The organism is Phaeodactylibacter xiamenensis, assembly GCF_965229835.1.
GTDB lineage: Bacteria > Bacteroidota > Bacteroidia > Chitinophagales > Saprospiraceae > Phaeodactylibacter > Phaeodactylibacter xiamenensis.
On the sequence record NZ_OZ245931.1, the window covers coordinates 2,995,490 to 3,012,012 of the forward strand.

The window sequence follows — 16,523 nt, forward strand, 5'->3', positions numbered from 1 at the left end:
TGGAATCCAACCGACAATTAAAGGTAAAAATATATTTGGAAAAACTAAAAATAAACCAGCGCAAAGGGCTTGCTGAATAATTGCTATGGCTGCTGGGGTAGAGCTTCCCGCTCTGCTCCAGCTTATCCAAAAAATACATTTTTATATCAAAAATACATTCGCCTCAAGCATATTTAATTTTCATCCACCTCCGCATCATCTGCGCTGCTGCATGCAACTTCCGTTTCAAAATGCGGTCTACCTCGGGGGCTTTGATCTAACCCTATTGCTTCTCCCTCAACTTCTCAATAATATACGCTTCATGCTGATTAAAATAAAGCAGCCGGTAATCCCTGCCGATGTAGATATCCTCTACCCGCTCCTCTTCATCGAAGAAAAAGACCAGACCAGGGTAGTTCAGCCCGGTGATCTGATAGGTTTTATAGCAATCCTCCTCCATACAGTAGTTGAAAAGGTTTACGCCTTTGCTCCGCAATACCGTTTCGTAATTAGGAGAACCGAATAAGTCCCGGATAAACTGCTTGCTTGCCCCCAAAAGGCAGCCGCCGCCGAAGGGGTACAGGAAATCCCCCTGACGGTAACGCTCAAATATCTGCTCCTCCTCTCTAAACTGATACCAGCCGCCTTCCGTGCGCTGCCACTCCGCCTTGATAAAATCGTAATACGGCTGGCAGGCATCGCTGACAGGTTGCCTCTGTTCCGGAAAGGAGGAGCAAGCTGACACTGTACACAGAGCGATTAAGAATATAAGATTTTTGCTTTTCATATCACGGCCGCTGTTTCCCTTGCTTCCGCCGGAGTAAAAGGTATTTTTGGTAATGCTTGATGCTCAGCATATAGTCCTTTTTAAATCGGTCATTATCGTCAAAAAATATTGCGCCACCGCTACCGCTAGATAATCCATTACTATCCTCATTGACACAATAAGCAGATCGGCAATACGCAAAAGAATTTATCCCAAGTCCTTCTGCTACCCACTCCCTGTGCGGCTGCCCAAACAATGCCCTTATCTCGGATTTATGCAGGCCTACAAGGCAGGGCCCTAAATTTATGGGTTCATAATTTTCTTTGTTGTACTCTCCCCCCATTTCTTCTATCTTCCGAAGTTCGTACCAGCCTCCCTCCGTCTGATACCACTGCGTACGGATGTATTCATAAAACTCCTCGCACTCGTCGCTTACAGCAGTTTCGGATACCTGAACTGGCTTGCTGGCACAAGCGGTTAAAAAGAGAAAAAGAAACAAGACACTGAATTGGTTTGTCATCCACTGCATTGGCGTTTGGTTGAAATTTTGAAATCCTGTAAGCATTACCATTGCGTATAAACAAATTTGCCGGTTAGGTATTCCGAGCTTGCTAGATTGGCTAAACTAAAGAAATAGATGCCGCTGCTCTTCAATGGATCTAAAGCAACTCTTATTTCTTCCTGGCTATCGTACCAATCAAAAGTGGATGAAAAAACCTGCTGGCCAGTGGGCGTGTAAACCGTTAGCAGGTATGAGCCACTTTTATTGTGGGCTATTTGCTTGAAAACTATTTCTTTACCGTCTATGTAGTGCTCAAATTCTAAATCGGAGATTTCTGCTTCTTTTTGCTGATTGATTACGTTTCCGCACAAACCCATTATATTTTGTAGGTGGAAGGCACTTTGGAGTGCCTCCACCTACCCCCATTTTTTATAGCTCGTAATTCGGGCTGAGTTCCTCACCCTTATCTGCATAGAACTGGTCAATGATGGCAACGACTTCTTCAGGATCGTCGACGACCGGCATCAGGTCCAGATCATCAGGATTAATATTATGGTGTTCTTCGAGCATCACCTGCTTGATCCATTCCTTCATCCCCCCCCAGAATTCAGTCCCGACCAGAATGATTGGGACCTGAGTAATTTTTTTGGTTTGAACCAGCGTCAACACCTCAAACAGCTCATCCATAGTGCCAAACCCGCCGGGCAGGGCGATAAATGCCTGGGCATACTTCACAAACATGACCTTACGGACGAAGAAGTACCGGAAATTAAGGTTGGCATCGTGGTCTACGTATTGGTTGGAGCCCTGCTCAAAGGGCAGGTCGATATTGAGCCCCACAGAGCGGCCGCCGTACAAGTGTGCGCCCTTGTTGCCAGCCTCCATAATACCTGGGCCACCTCCCGTGATCACACCGTAGCCCGCTTCCGTAAGGATACGCGCGATATCAACAGCTTTCTTATAGTTGGGATGGTCCGGCTTGGTACGGGCAGAACCAAAAATGGACACGCAGGGCCCCATCTTATTCAGGGTTTCAAACCCATCTACAAACTCGGAGATGACCTTGAACATGGTCCAGGAATTCTCTCCTTTCATGGCGCGGCCCCACTGCCGCATTTCGTGCTTTTTCACTTGATTACTGGTCATAGGCTATTCTTTTATTCAGGATAGTTGGTTCCTCCCTTATGCCCGAACAATCGAACGGCTGCCTTTTCCAAGCAGAAAGGGCAGCCGTGGCAAAGGGGCATATAAAGACAACTGAACCGGGCGTTTAGTTCAATTCAGGCCTTTTGATAGACGGCAAATTGCTCGTCAATGAAGTCCAGCAACGCCTCCTTGCTCTCGAAGCGGGCAAAGATATCCTTCAGTTTCTGGCTGGGCGCAGCGCTGGTGGGCAGTACATAATGTTCCACATCTCCTTCGCTAATCCGGTCTTTGCTAAGGATGACCAGCCGTTCTATGGCATTGCGCAGCTCGCGGATATTGCCGGTCCAGTTGACGTCCTTCAGGCGTTCCAGCGCGCTGGGGGCTATGGGTTTTGCGGGGACGCCGTATTCCTGGCAGACCTGCTTCACAAAGTGCCTGGCCAGGGTGGGAATATCATCTTTGCGGTCATTTAGGGAGGGTACCCGGATGATGATCACAGCCAAACGGTGGTAGAGGTCTTCCCTGAAGCGGCCTTCTTCAATTTCTTTGCGCAGGTCTTTGTTGGTAGCTGCTACTACTCGGACATCGACGCTGATCTCCTTGTCCCCGCCTACGCGAGTGATCCGGCTTTCCTGTAGTGCCCGAAGTACTTTAGCCTGAGCGGAAAGGCTCATATCGCCGATTTCATCCAGGAAGAGGGTGCCGCCATTGGCTTGTTCAAATTTACCGATGCGCTGCTTGTGAGCGGAGGTAAAGGCGCCCTTCTCATGACCAAACAACTCGCTTTCAATAAGCTCAGCCGGTATGGCCGCACAGTTGACTTCTATGATGGGCTGATCCGAGCGGGCGCTCTTTTCGTGCAGCCAGCGGGCTACGAGCTCCTTGCCGGTCCCGTTTGGCCCGAGGATGAGCACCCGGGCATCGGTTGGCCCGACCTGATCGATGGTATTTTTGACTTCCTGTACGCCTTCCGACGCCCCAATGATTTCCTGTACTTTAGACTTGGACACCTTTCGCTTGAGCAGCTTAGTTTCGGTAACGAGGCTGGATTTGTCCATCGCATTCCGGATAGTAATCAGCAGTCGGTTGAGGTCCGGTGGTTTAGAAATAAAGTCGAAAGCGCCTTTTTTTACGGCTTCCACTGCTGTGTCGATGTTAGCATGCCCGGAAATCATGACGACGGGGGTATCCGGTGCCAATATTTGAACGCGCTCCAGTGCTTCCATGCCGTCCATTTTAGGCATCTTGATGTCCATAATCACCACATCGTACCGGGATTGCTTTAGCTTTACCAGGCACTCCATGCCGTCCGAAGCTTCTTCCACCTCGTACTTTTCGAATTCAAGGATGTCCCGCAGGGTTCGGCGAATACTTTTTTCGTCGTCAACGATGAGAACTTTGGCCATACTTCAAATCGGTTTTGCTGCCATCAGGCTTCGCCCCGGGAGAGGCAGAACCCGTATCAGGTTGTTTGTATTGGATTGATTTAACCGGCTAATTCGTAAATAGGTATACGCTACAGGGCACTGAAGGTTTCAGCAGCACATCAGCTTTTTCTAAATATAAAAGTTTGACGAATATCAATTCGGCCCAAGCCAACTATTTGCAGCGCATTCCATTATATAAGAAGGCGCAGGGCATCTAAACGGGTATGCCGACGTAAAATAGATGTAATAATCAGCCCTGTCGCAGAAATAGTGCATACCAACATCTAAAATAGCGTATATTTGCAAGCTATGAAGCAGACCAGAAACTTTTGTGTAATCGCCCATATTGACCATGGGAAGAGTACCCTCTCCGACCGGCTTTTGGAGTATACCAAGACGATTGCCGACCGGGAGATGAAAGACCAGGCCCTGGACAACATGGACCTGGAGCGGGAGCGTGGCATTACCATTAAGAGTCACGCCATACAGATGTATTACGACCGTCCAAGCGATGGGAAACAATATACGTTCAACCTTATCGATACACCGGGCCACGTGGACTTCAGCTACGAGGTATCCCGTTCTATCGCCGCCTGCGAGGGCGCACTCCTGCTGGTAGATGCCTCTCAGGGTATTCAGGCACAGACTATTTCCAATCTCTACTTAGCGATTGAGCATGACCTTGAGATCATCCCGATCCTCAATAAGGTAGACATGGAAAGTGCTATGATCGATGAAGTCTCTGATCAGATTATAGACCTCATTGGTTGTGAAAAGGAGGACATCCTCCTGGCCAGTGGCAAGACCGGGCGTGGTGTTCCTGACATTATGGAAGCCATTGTGGAGCGCATCCCAGCACCAAAGGGTGACCCCCAAGCTCCACTGCAAGCGCTGATCTTTGATTCCGTTTTCAATGCTTACCGCGGTGTCATCGCTTACTTCCGGATACTTAATGGCACAATGCGCAAAGGCGACCTTGTCCGGTTTGTGAACACGGGCAAGGAGTACGAGGCCGACGAGATTGGTGTGCTCAAAATGACACAGCACCCTAAGGACAAACTGGAAGCTGGCAACGTAGGCTATATTATCACCGGCATTAAGGAGTCCAAGGAGATTAAGGTGGGGGATACCATCACTACGGTGGAACGCCCCTGCGAAAAGGCGATTCAGGGTTTTGAAGATGTCAAGCCCATGGTTTTTGCCGGAATTTTCCCTCTCGACAACGATGACTTTGAAGACCTGCGCGACAGCCTGGAGAAATTGCAGCTCAACGATGCCTCTCTGGTATTTGAGCCGGAAACTTCCGCTGCGCTGGGCTTCGGATTCCGCTGCGGATTCCTGGGCATGCTGCACCTGGAAATTGTGCAGGAGCGCCTCTACCGGGAGTTTGATATGGATGTCATTACAACCGTTCCCAACGTTTCCTATAACCTGATGGACAAGTCCGGAGAGGAATACACGGTACGGACGCCTTCGGAGTTGCCTGAACAGCATACCATTGAAATGGTGGAGGAGCCCTATATCACGGCTCAGATCATCACCAAGCCCGAGTTTATCGGAACGATCATGACCCTCTGCATGGAGAAACGGGGTACGCTGACAAAACAGCATTACCTCACGCCTGAGCGGGTGGAGCTATCCTTTGATCTGCCACTGGCTGAGATCGTGTTTGACTTCTACGATCGTCTCAAATCGGTCTCCCGGGGCTACGCCAGCTTCGACTATCAGCCTATAGAGTACCGGGAAACGGACCTGGTTAAGCTGGATATCCGCCTAAACGGTGAGCCTGTGGATGCACTCTCCGCGCTGGTTCACCGGTCTAAAGCAGAAGCCTTTGGCCGGCAGATATGCAAAAAGCTCAAGGAACTACTGCCACGCCAACAGTTTGTTATTGCCATACAGGCGGCAGTGGGTGCTAAGGTCATTGCACGGGAAACCATCTCCGCCCTGCGTAAAGATGTAACTGCCAAGTGTTACGGTGGTGATATTACGCGGAAGCGGAAACTGCTCGAAAAGCAGAAGGCTGGTAAGCGCCGTATGCGGCAGTTTGGAAAAGTCGAGGTGCCCCAAAAAGCATTCCTTGACGTCCTTAAACTCTGAGAAGATACAACCAAAAACAAGTTACCCTTCGGGGTTTCTTTCCTACAAAAAGCAAAAGGCACTGTCTTACCATCGGGGTAGGCAGTGCCTTTGCTACTTTTAGCATCAAGCCATAGTTGGTTATAGGCTTAACAAAGTGGTCACCTGCTGGCGCTGTCGACCAGCACGGGGAACGATAAATATCTGGCTTACAGTCCAGACATTCATCGTCTGGAATCTTTGGATTAGCGACATCGACCTGTGACGAAGCGTAGCTTGTCAGGACAAGCGCAGACCACTTTCCAGCGTTTACGCCGACATCGAGTCGGTTTGCCGCGGCAAGCCGCTTTATCGTCGGTATAGTTTTTCGTTTTGTTTTGACAGCTTATGCCCCAAAAGCCATTGCCCCTCTCACCTGTAAACAGGCAGGAGGGACAATAACTATACTTTAGGTGTTTACCGCTACAATTCAACCTGCCAAACCAACTTGCTTAGCATGATGAACACCTGTATGCGATATCGCACCATATCGGTTAGGCAGGGACTTGTCCCTGCCGGCAATAAGTTCATGGGAAAATACAAGAAGCCAAAGGCTTCATCGCTGCACACCATTCCTGAAGCAGTGAGTGGCGTATACAGCAGGTATAGTAATGTGTTTGATTTTGATTGGGGTGTGTGCCATAGCTTACTAATGCAGGGAGGAGCTTTGGCAGTCCTCCGTTCTTACAAGGTAGGGGGGGTGATCAGATCATTAATAATAACGGCTGCGTGTTTTTTGAGCCATAAGATTTGAAAAGAACACTAACCCTCCACCTACAACAAATGCGCCTGAGGCAATGTATAGGATTAACATAGGCCGATTGGATTTAAAATTAAACAATAAATTTTGGACTATTAGGGTGGATATGTTCTGAGGGCGCTACTAAAATGGTGATTTTTTAATACTCTACATAATTATTCCTCATATTTTTTAATAAAACCCGACACTGTAAAATGGCAAAAGCTTAAAAGGGGATTAAAGCTACACTTCACCGTTTGCAATGAGCTGTTCGACGGTAGGTTCATCGCTCCCGCCTTCAGGCTCTATAGTGATATTAAGGCTCTCTGCGTGATCGATATAAGATACGGCTTTTAACCCTTTGCTTTGTTGTTCGAGGACCCCCATGTTGATCATTTCCCCTTCCACATCAGCCCACAGCTGATAGGTTTTCCCGGAAGGCAATTCTGGCAGCAAACCAGTATTGATATAGGCTACTTTTTCGAGGCCGTTGAGGTAAGCTACGGCTTCTGCATTTGCTTGCAGCCCTGTGGTATGAAGGCGAACAGGCACTGTTGCCTCATGATTTAGAATGGCAAATATTTGCTGTTGCTGCTGAAGCGCGGCTTTTTGGCGCTCACATTCTTCCTGGAAAATGGTATGCCGGCTTTCCAATGAAGCCAAATCACGTTCTGCGGCAGCTTTGCCCCTGTATAAAAACAGCGAAGCCCCTATTAACAGAACCATTAGAGCTGCTCCCATCCAGTTGGAGCCTGAACTGGCGGGGCCAGGGACAGCTGTACCCGTATCAGAACGCTGATCAGCCTGATCTACCCCCTTCATGACTCTTGACTTCAGCTCTTCCGGAGGCATGACAGCGTACTGCTTTGCATACTGATCCAGGGCCTCCCGCATCTGATTAATTTCCGATTGAACCTCCGGATAGGTTTCCGCATAATCTTTTACAATCTTGGTCTCTTCCTCATCCGTCAGACCAAGGATATACTGCTCTAATAATCCGGTTTGTAAAAATTTATCTTTATTCATGGCATTATTCTTAAACGACGAACCAATATACCGACAGGCAAAAAGCTGCGATCAGGAGGTGGGTTAGACCTGGCTCTGAAAAGATTTTCCTCAACTCACGGAGTCCTATTCGAACTCTCGACTTTACCGTACCAATTGGCAAATCCAGGTCTTCAGCAATTTCCTGCTGAGTGTACCCCTGAAAATAGGCCAGTTCGATTATGTCTCTGTACTTTTCCTCTAATTGATTCACAAAGGACCTTAACCCTATTTGATCCGTGTTCTGCGCGGTACTCAGTTTATGGTTGTTTTTCAAATGCTCATCTACAGGTAGGTTCTGCCGCCTTCGCCGAAATGCCGCAGATCGGGTTTTATCAATCGCTCCATTCCGGGTGATATTTAGCAACCAGGTAAATAAAGTCCCTTTCCTGGTGTCATATGTGGCCGCATTTTTCCAGACTTTGATGAACGTCTCTTGTACCACATCCTGAGCTATGGCCTCAGACCTTACAATATGCAGCGCAATACCGTACAGTGAAGGTGCGTAGGCGTCATACACTTCGGCAATGGCTGACTTGTCCCTCGCTTGAAGGCGGCGCACCAGTTTTTCTTCGTTGATTTTTGTGGCCATAAGCAGCAGTTGAATTCCGAATGCAGATTAGAAAAAGAACTCGGGCAAGGTTACAAATGCGGAACAGAGCCTCAATGGTTTTGTTCACCATTCTGATAGGGTTAATTTGACAAGTTTGCGCAAGTGCTGGGTATATGGTGTACGAAGGGTACAGAATACCCTACCCTAGCGCTATTCCAGCACTCTGATTTTCACTTCCACCCGGCGGTTAAGGGCTTTTGTGGTTTCATCTTTCACTTCCCCTTTGCCCTCCATGTATATATGGTCTACTTCCAGCCCGTTGTCCATGATGACGAGTGCAATCTGCTTGGCACGTTCTTCGGAGAGCCGTAGATTGTAATCATCCGTTCCAATGTCATCAGAGAACCCCACAATACGAATATCCTGAGCATCTTTTTTCTGCAGCGGCTTCAGGAAAGCTAATAGTTTTTCCCGCTCTTCTATTTCCATCTTGTCTTCATCAAAGGGGAAGAAAACGGTATGGGTGTACTCAACAAATTTCTTGCGTGGCAGCGGTTGAGCTATGGCCTGAAGGGTGTCCTGCTCAATGGCCGGAGCAGCATCAGGTATATCAAATGTGGAATGGAGCAACAGCTCAATGGTGTAGAACTGACGGTTGTTCCATCGCGGGATGATAAAGGCATTTTCATAGGGGTGAAAAAACTTTTTGCTGACCGCCGTGAATAGCGTGTCGCCAGCGGGTACACAAAGGAAAAACCGCCCGTCCCGCCCAACCTGAATATCCTGACGCCCTGCGATGGAAACCGTAGCGCTCACGGTCATCTCCAGCGAGCTGTCGATGACCAGCCCTTCAACAAAAGTTATCGGGCGGCTATACAGTTGTGTATCCAGTCGAAAGCGAAAAATATCAAGCCCGCCGGCACTTTCCTCCGGCCGGTCAGAGGCAAAATAGCCGGTCTGCCCGTCTGCGGTAAGAAAAAACCCCAGTTCCCGGAAGGCAGAATTCACGGGTGGCCCCAGATTGATAGGCACCGACCACTCCCCGTCTTTATCTTTCCAGCTCATGAAGATATCCTGATCGCCCATACCCGGATGACCATTGGATGAAAAGTACAGGGTCTGCCCGTCGTTGGTGATGAAGGGGGCTTCTTCGTCCAGTTTTGAATTGATGCCTGCCCCCAGGTTGACGGCCTCCCCCCAGGATCCATCTGCCTGCCGCTCACAAACGTAGAGGTCTGTTCCTCCCACTCCACCGGGGCGGTTACTGGCAAAATAGAGGGCTTGCCCATCGCAGCTGATCGCCGCCTGAGATTCCCACCCTCCGGAATTGGCAAAGCCTTCCAAAGGCGCCATGGCGGTGACCTCCCTGTTTTGGTCCATTTCCACCTGCCAGATGTCGCAACCACCGAGCACGCCTTCCCTGCCACAAACAGTGTAAAACAATACCCGCCCATCCCGTACAAAAGTGCTCATGCCCTCATCCTTGCTGGTGTTCAGGTCGCGGACAGGACGCCCTCTCGACCACTGCCCGCCCACGAAATCACTTTCATAAAGGTCTTCGTCCCCCTTATCCGTCTTACGGGTGAAATACAGCAGCTTCTGATCGTTGGTCAGAAAGGGGAAATAATCGTCTGCTTTTGTATTGACTTGCCCATTGAGCGGTTCTACAGTAGTAATGTTGATAAACTTGATGGAATCAAGGGAGACCTCGCAGGCACGTATGCTACCTGGCAGCCGCCGCAGGTATTCTTCTTCTATTTCAAGCTCTCTTTCGGTATTTAGGCTGAAGGTATCCACACCCCATGCCAGGAGTGCTTTATAGCGGGAAAAATAGGCCAGCGCTTCCTCCGGCTTTCCAGCCTTATAAAACGCCTCTCCGGCCTGAAAGTACATGGCCCGCGAAAAAAGGGAATCCCGGTCAAGAATCTGTTTGTACTCCTGTGCAGCACCTGCATAATCCCGCTGCAGTTCCAGACAGAGCGCCATGCCTCGTCTGGCAGCATTAAAATCAGGCTTTGCTTTTACTGCTTTCCTAAATAACCGAAGGGCCTGTTCCTCCTTCCCGGCCAGCAAAGCTTCTTCCGCTGCTTTGTAATAATCCACAGCATCCCCAGTGTTCACTACCTGGGCAGCAGTCGTAAAGGAACAGCAAATAAGGAACAGCCCGAAGAAGATACGTGCCATTGGAATCAGTTTTTGGAATAGTACAGCAAGCCTCACTGCTCAAATCAGCCCAAAACTAATAGTTTTTTTTATAATATTTTCAATCTGTAGCTGGTAAAACAAACCCTTTCCCGGCTTCGTTTTCCATTACAGACATTGCATAATCAATGGTCTGTGCCACACAAAACCAACCAACATGCGAATTACTCTTTTCTTCCTGTTTCTACTGCTCCAACAAACACTGCCCTTTGCCCAAACGGTTGAGCTACCCCTGAAAAGCCCGGCTGCAAGTACTGCGCTTACCATCGGCTATACTCATATTTCTATAGACTATAGCGCCCCTTCAGTACTAGACCGTGAAATATGGGGCGGGCTCGTACCTTATGACACCCTCTGGCGCGCCGGCGCTAATGCGGCTACCACAGTCGGGTTCAGTACCGATGTCAAGGTCAATGGGCAACCCCTGAAAGCAGGTAAGTATGCTTTGCTGGTTCTGCCCAGAAAAGACAGTACCTGGACCGTGATTTTCAATCAGAACACCTCCCTGCGTGGCACCAATGGCTACCAACCCGAACAAGATGCCCTCAGGGTAAATATCCGCCCAAAATTTGCACGTACCCGGCACCAGGAAATGCTGCAATATGAGATCGTCCGGCAGAATATTGAGAACGGCTACATGCTACTCAGCTGGGAAAAGCTCCGGCTCTACCTGCCAATCAAGGTGGAAACTATGGACCGGGCCATCGCGGAAATAGAAGAAGCTCTGGCAGCCACGCCGGATGAAGGGGAATGGGAAATTTACCTTCAGGCGGCGGATTTCCTTTTTTGGTCAGGGGCTGTCAACCCGGCCCGAACTTACGCGCAGAAATCAGTAGACAATAAGCCCACAGCACAAGGCTACTGGCTCCTCGCACGCATTAACGCCAAACAGGAAGCCTACCAGGCTGCGCTCGAAGCAACATCTGAAGCACTAAAGCTGGCAGATAACAACTTCAAAGCCCGGTATGGGAAGACTGTTCAGGAAAAACAGGCCGCATGGAAGGATGAGCGTCAGTGACGCTATCAGAAAAGGACGTACCCAATATTCAGGTACAACATGCCCGTGACCCGGATATCGGCTGTATTGATTGCATAATCCGGATCAAAGGCCCCACTGAAGATACTCGTCCGCCGAAGGGAACCATAATCAGGTATATTGCTGAAGGAATTGTCTTGCCCGGTTAGGCCCAGCCCCATGCCTAACTCAACTAACAGGCGCTCATTAAAACTGTGGTCAAACAGGCCGACGTTAAGGAATGCTGATAATTTCCGGCTGTCCACAGAGTAATTGACCAATCGGTTATAGGAGAGTTCGTTTGGTGGGGCAATCCAAAACTCGCCATCTATATCCATTGATACCTGCCGGTATACCAGCAAAAATTCCAGAAAGTACCGGTTGCGCTGTTCCTGGTAGTAGAAACGAACGGCTGGCCGTAACCTGAAACCACTTTTGTCGCCAGTCCTCAGTCCATCCACCTGATCCTCAAGGTTAAGGATCAGCCCTGCCTCCATCTGCCCGTACCAGCGGCCACTAATCTGAAACTCTCCTGCCAGATTAAAGGAGGGTAAAACAGGATCGATTAGGCTCAGCGCACCGAGTTTGACCGTCAACTTAGGAACCGAAGCTTCGGGCTGGGCATTGAGAAAACCTGCAATACCAAGGAGCAACACGACAATCGCTGCAGAATGCTTCATTTAAGCGCCAATTGACATTACGGAAATCACCTGAATATTATTGATATCGGTGTAGTCTAATTGAATGAGCGCATCCGTGCCAACCACCAGCAAAGTTCCGCCAAGAGGGATGACGTCGATGGCGTTAATGTCATTCAGGTAGCGGATTTCCTCCGGCGACTCCGGGTCATCAAGGTTGAAAACACGGAGCCCGTTTGACCCTTCACATACAAAAAGGACATTCCCGTCCAGCCCTAAGCCGTAGGGGCCATCCAGGGAAAGGGAGTTGACCAGATTGGGGCTTTCGATATTGCTGATGTCGATCACATCCAGCGTATTGGCTGCGCCAGCAGCTGCCTCCCGGCATTCAGATACGCGCAGGGTTACATAAGCGTAGTTCTGATTGGCCACTACCGGGTCGCAACTGACCACATGCTGGTATTCAGACACATAAGCCGGCAGCCCGTTGTCGCTTACCCGATAGATATACATCCCGTTTTGTGTACCCAGCAGTAAGTGGTCCTTGAGCGGGAAGATGGTCTCAACACCCCGGGTGACGACGGTTTCGTCTATCTTTTCGGGCGCTTCCGGCGCACTGATATCAAAAGTGGCCAAAGTCGTATTGTCTACTGTGTACAGGTAATCGCCAATAATAGTAAAACGGGCCAGTGAACCGCCGACGCCTGTCCCGCTGGAAGCAGCCGCACTAATATCGGCGCTATCCTCTGCGCAGCTCAATACAAAGAAGGCAAGTAAGGCAAGGATAAAAGTGGATATCTTAGTCATAATAGCATTCAGTTTTGAGATTAGCGCCAGCATTCCGGCGATTGGAGGGTCTTTTCGGTCCAGCCCACGATGGTCCCGAGGGCGGGGTCCGGACATTCAAAGAAGCCAAAGTAGCCTTGGGGCAGGGTTGCACCACTTTGCGGGAAAGCCCCTTCCACCCGGCTCACCAGCTCCACGTTGTTGATGTCACTGATATTAAGGACTACCAGATCGGCAAGGTTGTTGGCATACAACAGATTGCCCTTGATGGAAATATCAGAGTTGCCCTGAATGCTGATGAAGGCAATGCGCTCCGGTTCTGCCGGGTTGCGGTTATCAATGATGTGGATGCCTTTCTGGGCTTCGCCTACGAAGATGAGGCTGTCTTTGTAATAAATTTTGTTGAGCGCTATGATAGGCTGAGGGGGCTGGCTCTCAATGATCTTCCAGTCGCCATCAGAATAGACAGGCGCCAGCCCGACCGTTTCTTCCGGAATCTCTACCGGCTCGGTGTAGCAGCCAGCTAAAAACGTTACGGTCAGCAGCAAGCCGGCCCAATGGGTGATTTTCATGGCAAAGCGTTTGATTGCCCAACTAAAACGAAAGGCTTTCGAAAAACGCGGCTTTGGCTATGGATTTGTGTATTTTTACTGAACCCTTAAAGCTACGCCATGGAAGCAGAGCCCCTTAAAGACTTTTCGTTAGAAGCTTATTTGTCTTTAGAAGAGGAATCCGGGGTAAAGTATGAGTACCACGATGGTACTGTAGTCGCTATGGCAGGCGGCACCATTGAACAAGGATTGATTAGCGGCAATATTTTTGGTGAACTCAAATTGGGACTCCGCGGTCATCAAAAGCCCTGCAGAGCCATCAACGGCGAGGTCAAACTTCACATTGCCAGTTTCAATAAGTATTTATATCCGGATGCCATGGCCATTTGCGGACCACTGCAGCGTGCACCGCAACATCAAGATGCCATTATTAACCCAACCATTATTGTGGAAGTCCTGTCTGCATCCACAGAGCGCTATGACCGGGGGGATAAATTCTTCTTCTACCGCCAAATCCCCACCTTGAAGGCTTACATTCTCATCGACCAGTATTCACCAAGCATCGAAACCTACAACCGCATCGGCGACCTTTGGCAAATTACCCGCACCACTGGATTAGACAAAAGCCTCGCTATTGAGGCCCTAAATCTTGAGATCCAGTTGTCAGCGATCTATGAGGGGGTGGTGTGGGAATAGCCGGGGCTTGAGTCGTAGGTGCTGACATAAAGCACACCGGGTGGATGTCCCGGCAGGAGCCCCAGACTGCTGGTGTAGAGCTTAAGCCCAAGTACTTCACAGGGCTCTGCTCCAGCTTAGTCCGACGGACCCAGATAAAACACCGGGAGAAAGCTCCCCGCAGGGGCGAAGCTGCGATCGGCGACGCAAGCTCAGGCACCGGGTCGGAAAAACCATAACACCCTCTGCCCACCGAAGCTTTCAGGCGAAGGAGGGGAAAAGCCATAACACCAGCCCCTCTCCAACCACAGAGAGAATCTTAGCGCCTAACCCCCAGCCGTCCCTACTGCTTCACCACCAACCTGCGGACAACACCATAATTCGTCTGCAGCTCCACTGTGTAAGCGCCGCTAGGCCACTGCCCTACCTCCAGTTGCCGGACGGTACCTGCCCACTGAGCCAGCAACTGCCCGTTGGCATGGTAAAGGCGGGCTTGCTCAAGGGTTGTGCCGGCGGGGAGGCTTAGATTAAGCTTGTCTTGTACCGGGTTGGGGAATACCTGTACTGCTTCCAGCAGTGCGGCTTCGGTATTGGTAAACTGCCCCTGCGTCACGCTGTTGTTGCGGCTCACGATACGCTGCTCAGGATCAAAGTAGACAATCCCAACATTCCCCGGCACCTCGATGGCAAATTGCTGCCCATCAAAAGTATGGTCGAAGACGATGGAGGTGTCGATACCGCCGCTGATCAGGAAGCGTACCGGGACCGGCATTTCGAAAAAGTCGACTGAAGCGTGGGAGGTTTGCTGATTCAGGCGGACGTACAGCGTACTCCCTTCCTGAAACCAACGCATCTGATAGGACGGGTACCCCTGCCCATAGAGCCAGTCCTCAAAAAACTCAGTTAGGTCCTGCCCGCTTTCGGCTTCCAGATACCCTTTGAGGTCATCAGATTTGGCGTAGCCAAAGGCCAGCTCGGGTGCATCTACATAGTTGCGTACGCCCTGGAAGAAAGCTTCGTCGCCCAGTTTCCAGCGCAGCATGTGGAGGAGCATCGCACCCTTGGAGTACGACAGGCGGCTGCTGAAAATACGGCTTACGCTGCTCGTATCGTACACAAAAACGGAGCCGTCGGGTGCGCTTGTCACGTGGTTGATCTTACCGGATAGCCAGTTGTCCCAGGTATTGGGCCCCAGATCGTACTGATACGTCAGTCCTTCCAGGTAGGTGGCAAAGCCTTCGTTGAGCCAGATATCCTGCCAGCTGCCACAGGTCACTTTATCACCAAACCATTGGTGGGCCAGCTCGTGCGCCTGCAAAAGGTGGGAAAAGCCGCCCATAAAGCTCATCGTTTGGTGCTCCATGCCACCGCCCCAGCCGAATTGGGCATGGCCGTATTTTTCTTCGGCAAAGGGGTACAGCCCGAAGAGCTCGTTGAAGAGCTGCATGATTTCGACCGTAGCCGTGGTGGCCAGTTGGGCATCTGCCAGGTTTTCGGGAAAGACGTAGTTGAGCACCTCAATCGGTTCCCCATTTTCCACCGGTACAAAATCAGAGTACTCCGCGTAGTTGGTCACCGCAATGGCTATGAGGTAGGCGGGGATGGGATAGCGGTGCTTCCAGTGGTAGATGTGCTCATTGCCATCTTCAATAATCTCTTTCAACAAGCCATTGCTGGCCACCTTGTAGGCAACCGGGGTACGCACCAGTACATCAATACTGTCAATTTTGTCGCTCAAATCCTGCTTGCAGGGCCACCAATCCCGGGCACCGTAGGGCTCAGAAAGGGTCCAGAGCACCGGATTGCCGCTGTGGGTGGCCTGCGCAAAGGAGCCAAAGCCATTGGACGGCGGTGCGCCTTCGTAGGTAACGCTTACCGAGTCCAGCTCTGCCATCGCCAGGGAATTGGGGAGGTTGATGGTCAGCATATTGTTGCTTTGGCTGTAGGTTTCCACTTCCTGCCCGTGAAAAGTTACGCTGTTGACCTGCAGGGTATTGGCAAGATCGAAGTGCAGGGCTACGAAGTTGGCCTCCTTAGGCATGAAGTAGGTCGTGACGGTCCCGGAAATGTAGTAGTTGTTGGGGTTGATGTTCCACTCCAGCCGGTGGTACTTGATATCATAGTCATCGGTCAATGCGGAGGAACGGAAATTCAGCTGCCGCTCGGCCGCGCCACGTTCCATGGCGGTGATGGCTTCCTGATCTTTGCACACCCATTCTTCGGTTTGGGCAGTGCCTAATGTATTCAAAGTAGCCAGCAGCAGACCGGCGAGTATCCATTTTTTCATCGCTAATTTTTTTCTTCCCCGAAAATTAAGCGACAAAAGCCTGAACTACAGTGAGGATGGTCACCGAAGAGGGTGAGATTAGGCAGGCAAGAAAG

At 50.3% G+C, this 16,523-nt stretch carries 15 protein-coding genes; 3 read left to right on the top strand and 12 right to left on the bottom strand.

The window, feature by feature from the left end; translation table 11 throughout:
* Positions 1-262 precede the first annotated feature (262 nt).
* The 5 genes from ACO08I_RS11040 to ACO08I_RS11060 all read right to left on the bottom strand — a co-directional run bounded on the left by ACO08I_RS11040 (position 263) and on the right by ACO08I_RS11060 (position 3,799).
* Complete coding sequence (locus ACO08I_RS11040; RefSeq protein WP_282784901.1) at positions 263-766, bottom strand: hypothetical protein; 504 nt, start codon at positions 764-766, stop codon at positions 263-265.
* Between the two features lies 1 nt (position 767).
* Entirely contained in the window at positions 768-1,274 is a 507-nt protein-coding gene (locus ACO08I_RS11045) for a hypothetical protein (RefSeq protein WP_282784903.1), read from the bottom strand.
* 35 nt (positions 1,275-1,309) lie between these two features.
* On the bottom strand, positions 1,310-1,663 hold the full coding sequence (locus ACO08I_RS11050) for a hypothetical protein (RefSeq protein ID WP_421949330.1): 354 nt from the start codon (positions 1,661-1,663) through the stop codon (positions 1,310-1,312).
* 13 nt (positions 1,664-1,676) lie between these two features.
* The gene (locus ACO08I_RS11055) at positions 1,677-2,393 is read right to left on the bottom strand and encodes a TIGR00730 family Rossman fold protein (protein WP_282784905.1); all 717 of its coding nucleotides are present in this window, start codon (positions 2,391-2,393) and stop codon (positions 1,677-1,679) included.
* Positions 2,394-2,527: 134 nt separating this feature from the next.
* Positions 2,528-3,799, bottom strand: a complete 1,272-nt coding sequence (locus ACO08I_RS11060; protein WP_421949331.1) for a sigma-54-dependent transcriptional regulator — start codon at positions 3,797-3,799, stop codon at positions 2,528-2,530.
* Between the two features lie 330 nt (positions 3,800-4,129).
* On the opposite strand from ACO08I_RS11060, the gene lepA reads away from it, so the two are divergent.
* Entirely contained in the window at positions 4,130-5,920 is a 1,791-nt protein-coding gene (gene lepA / locus ACO08I_RS11065; protein ID WP_421949332.1) for a translation elongation factor 4, read from the top strand.
* A 1,000-nt stretch (positions 5,921-6,920) separates the two neighbouring features.
* Here the strand turns inward: lepA and ACO08I_RS11070 are convergent.
* The 3 genes from ACO08I_RS11070 to ACO08I_RS11080 all read right to left on the bottom strand — a co-directional run bounded on the left by ACO08I_RS11070 (position 6,921) and on the right by ACO08I_RS11080 (position 10,458).
* Positions 6,921-7,703, bottom strand: coding sequence for an anti-sigma factor (locus ACO08I_RS11070; RefSeq protein ID WP_421949333.1), 783 nt, complete (start codon positions 7,701-7,703; stop codon positions 6,921-6,923).
* A 10-nt stretch (positions 7,704-7,713) separates the two neighbouring features.
* Positions 7,714-8,313, bottom strand: a complete 600-nt coding sequence (locus ACO08I_RS11075; protein ID WP_044221503.1) for an RNA polymerase sigma factor — start codon at positions 8,311-8,313, stop codon at positions 7,714-7,716.
* Between the two features lie 171 nt (positions 8,314-8,484).
* A complete protein-coding gene (locus tag ACO08I_RS11080) occupies positions 8,485-10,458 on the bottom strand; it encodes an OmpA family protein (protein WP_282784912.1) in 1,974 nt (657 codons plus the stop codon).
* A 175-nt stretch (positions 10,459-10,633) separates the two neighbouring features.
* On the opposite strand from ACO08I_RS11080, the gene ACO08I_RS11085 reads away from it, so the two are divergent.
* Positions 10,634-11,494 (top strand): DUF2911 domain-containing protein, encoded by an 861-nt coding sequence (locus tag ACO08I_RS11085; protein WP_421949334.1) that lies wholly within the window; start codon positions 10,634-10,636, stop codon positions 11,492-11,494.
* A 5-nt stretch (positions 11,495-11,499) separates the two neighbouring features.
* Here the strand turns inward: ACO08I_RS11085 and ACO08I_RS11090 are convergent, their stop codons facing one another.
* Genes ACO08I_RS11090 through ACO08I_RS11100 form a run of 3 tightly spaced genes read right to left on the bottom strand, consistent with a single transcriptional unit; the run spans position 11,500 to position 13,487 of the window.
* Positions 11,500-12,171, bottom strand: a complete 672-nt coding sequence (locus ACO08I_RS11090; RefSeq protein WP_282784917.1) for a hypothetical protein — start codon at positions 12,169-12,171, stop codon at positions 11,500-11,502.
* Positions 12,172-12,936, bottom strand: coding sequence for an LVIVD repeat-containing protein (locus ACO08I_RS11095; RefSeq protein ID WP_044221667.1), 765 nt, complete (start codon positions 12,934-12,936; stop codon positions 12,172-12,174). It lies immediately after the preceding gene.
* A gap of 20 nt (positions 12,937-12,956) precedes the next feature.
* On the bottom strand, positions 12,957-13,487 hold the full coding sequence (locus tag ACO08I_RS11100; protein ID WP_282784919.1) for a hypothetical protein: 531 nt from the start codon (positions 13,485-13,487) through the stop codon (positions 12,957-12,959).
* 99 nt (positions 13,488-13,586) lie between these two features.
* Here ACO08I_RS11100 and ACO08I_RS11105 point away from each other — a divergent pair, with 99 nt between their 5' ends.
* Positions 13,587-14,162 (top strand): Uma2 family endonuclease, encoded by a 576-nt coding sequence (locus ACO08I_RS11105; RefSeq protein WP_421949335.1) that lies wholly within the window; start codon positions 13,587-13,589, stop codon positions 14,160-14,162.
* 322 nt (positions 14,163-14,484) lie between these two features.
* Here the strand turns inward: ACO08I_RS11105 and ACO08I_RS11110 are convergent, their stop codons facing one another.
* Positions 14,485-16,428 (bottom strand): M1 family aminopeptidase, encoded by a 1,944-nt coding sequence (locus ACO08I_RS11110; RefSeq protein ID WP_421949336.1) that lies wholly within the window; start codon positions 16,426-16,428, stop codon positions 14,485-14,487.
* Between the last annotated feature and the right edge of the window lie 95 nt (positions 16,429-16,523).

Bases quoted from the DNA above. Each gene is read 5' to 3' on its own strand.
- ACO08I_RS11040 (WP_282784901.1), bottom strand. From the start codon at position 766: ATGAAAAGCAAAAATCTTATATTCTTAATCGCTCTGTGTACAGTGTCA.
- ACO08I_RS11045 (WP_282784903.1), bottom strand. From the start codon at position 1,274: ATGCAGTGGATGACAAACCAATTCAGTGTCTTGTTTCTTTTTCTCTTT.
- ACO08I_RS11055 (WP_282784905.1), bottom strand. From the start codon at position 2,393: ATGACCAGTAATCAAGTGAAAAAGCACGAAATGCGGCAGTGGGGCCGC.
- ACO08I_RS11060 (WP_421949331.1), bottom strand. From the start codon at position 3,799: ATGGCCAAAGTTCTCATCGTTGACGACGAAAAAAGTATTCGCCGAACC.
- lepA (WP_421949332.1), top strand. From the start codon at position 4,130: ATGAAGCAGACCAGAAACTTTTGTGTAATCGCCCATATTGACCATGGG.
- ACO08I_RS11070 (WP_421949333.1), bottom strand. From the start codon at position 7,703: ATGAATAAAGATAAATTTTTACAAACCGGATTATTAGAGCAGTATATC.
- ACO08I_RS11075 (WP_044221503.1), bottom strand. From the start codon at position 8,313: ATGGCCACAAAAATCAACGAAGAAAAACTGGTGCGCCGCCTTCAAGCG.
- ACO08I_RS11080 (WP_282784912.1), bottom strand. From the start codon at position 10,458: ATGGCACGTATCTTCTTCGGGCTGTTCCTTATTTGCTGTTCCTTTACG.
- ACO08I_RS11085 (WP_421949334.1), top strand. From the start codon at position 10,634: ATGCGAATTACTCTTTTCTTCCTGTTTCTACTGCTCCAACAAACACTG.
- ACO08I_RS11090 (WP_282784917.1), bottom strand. From the start codon at position 12,171: ATGAAGCATTCTGCAGCGATTGTCGTGTTGCTCCTTGGTATTGCAGGT.
- ACO08I_RS11095 (WP_044221667.1), bottom strand. From the start codon at position 12,936: ATGACTAAGATATCCACTTTTATCCTTGCCTTACTTGCCTTCTTTGTA.
- ACO08I_RS11100 (WP_282784919.1), bottom strand. From the start codon at position 13,487: ATGAAAATCACCCATTGGGCCGGCTTGCTGCTGACCGTAACGTTTTTA.
- ACO08I_RS11105 (WP_421949335.1), top strand. From the start codon at position 13,587: ATGGAAGCAGAGCCCCTTAAAGACTTTTCGTTAGAAGCTTATTTGTCT.
- ACO08I_RS11110 (WP_421949336.1), bottom strand. From the start codon at position 16,428: ATGAAAAAATGGATACTCGCCGGTCTGCTGCTGGCTACTTTGAATACA.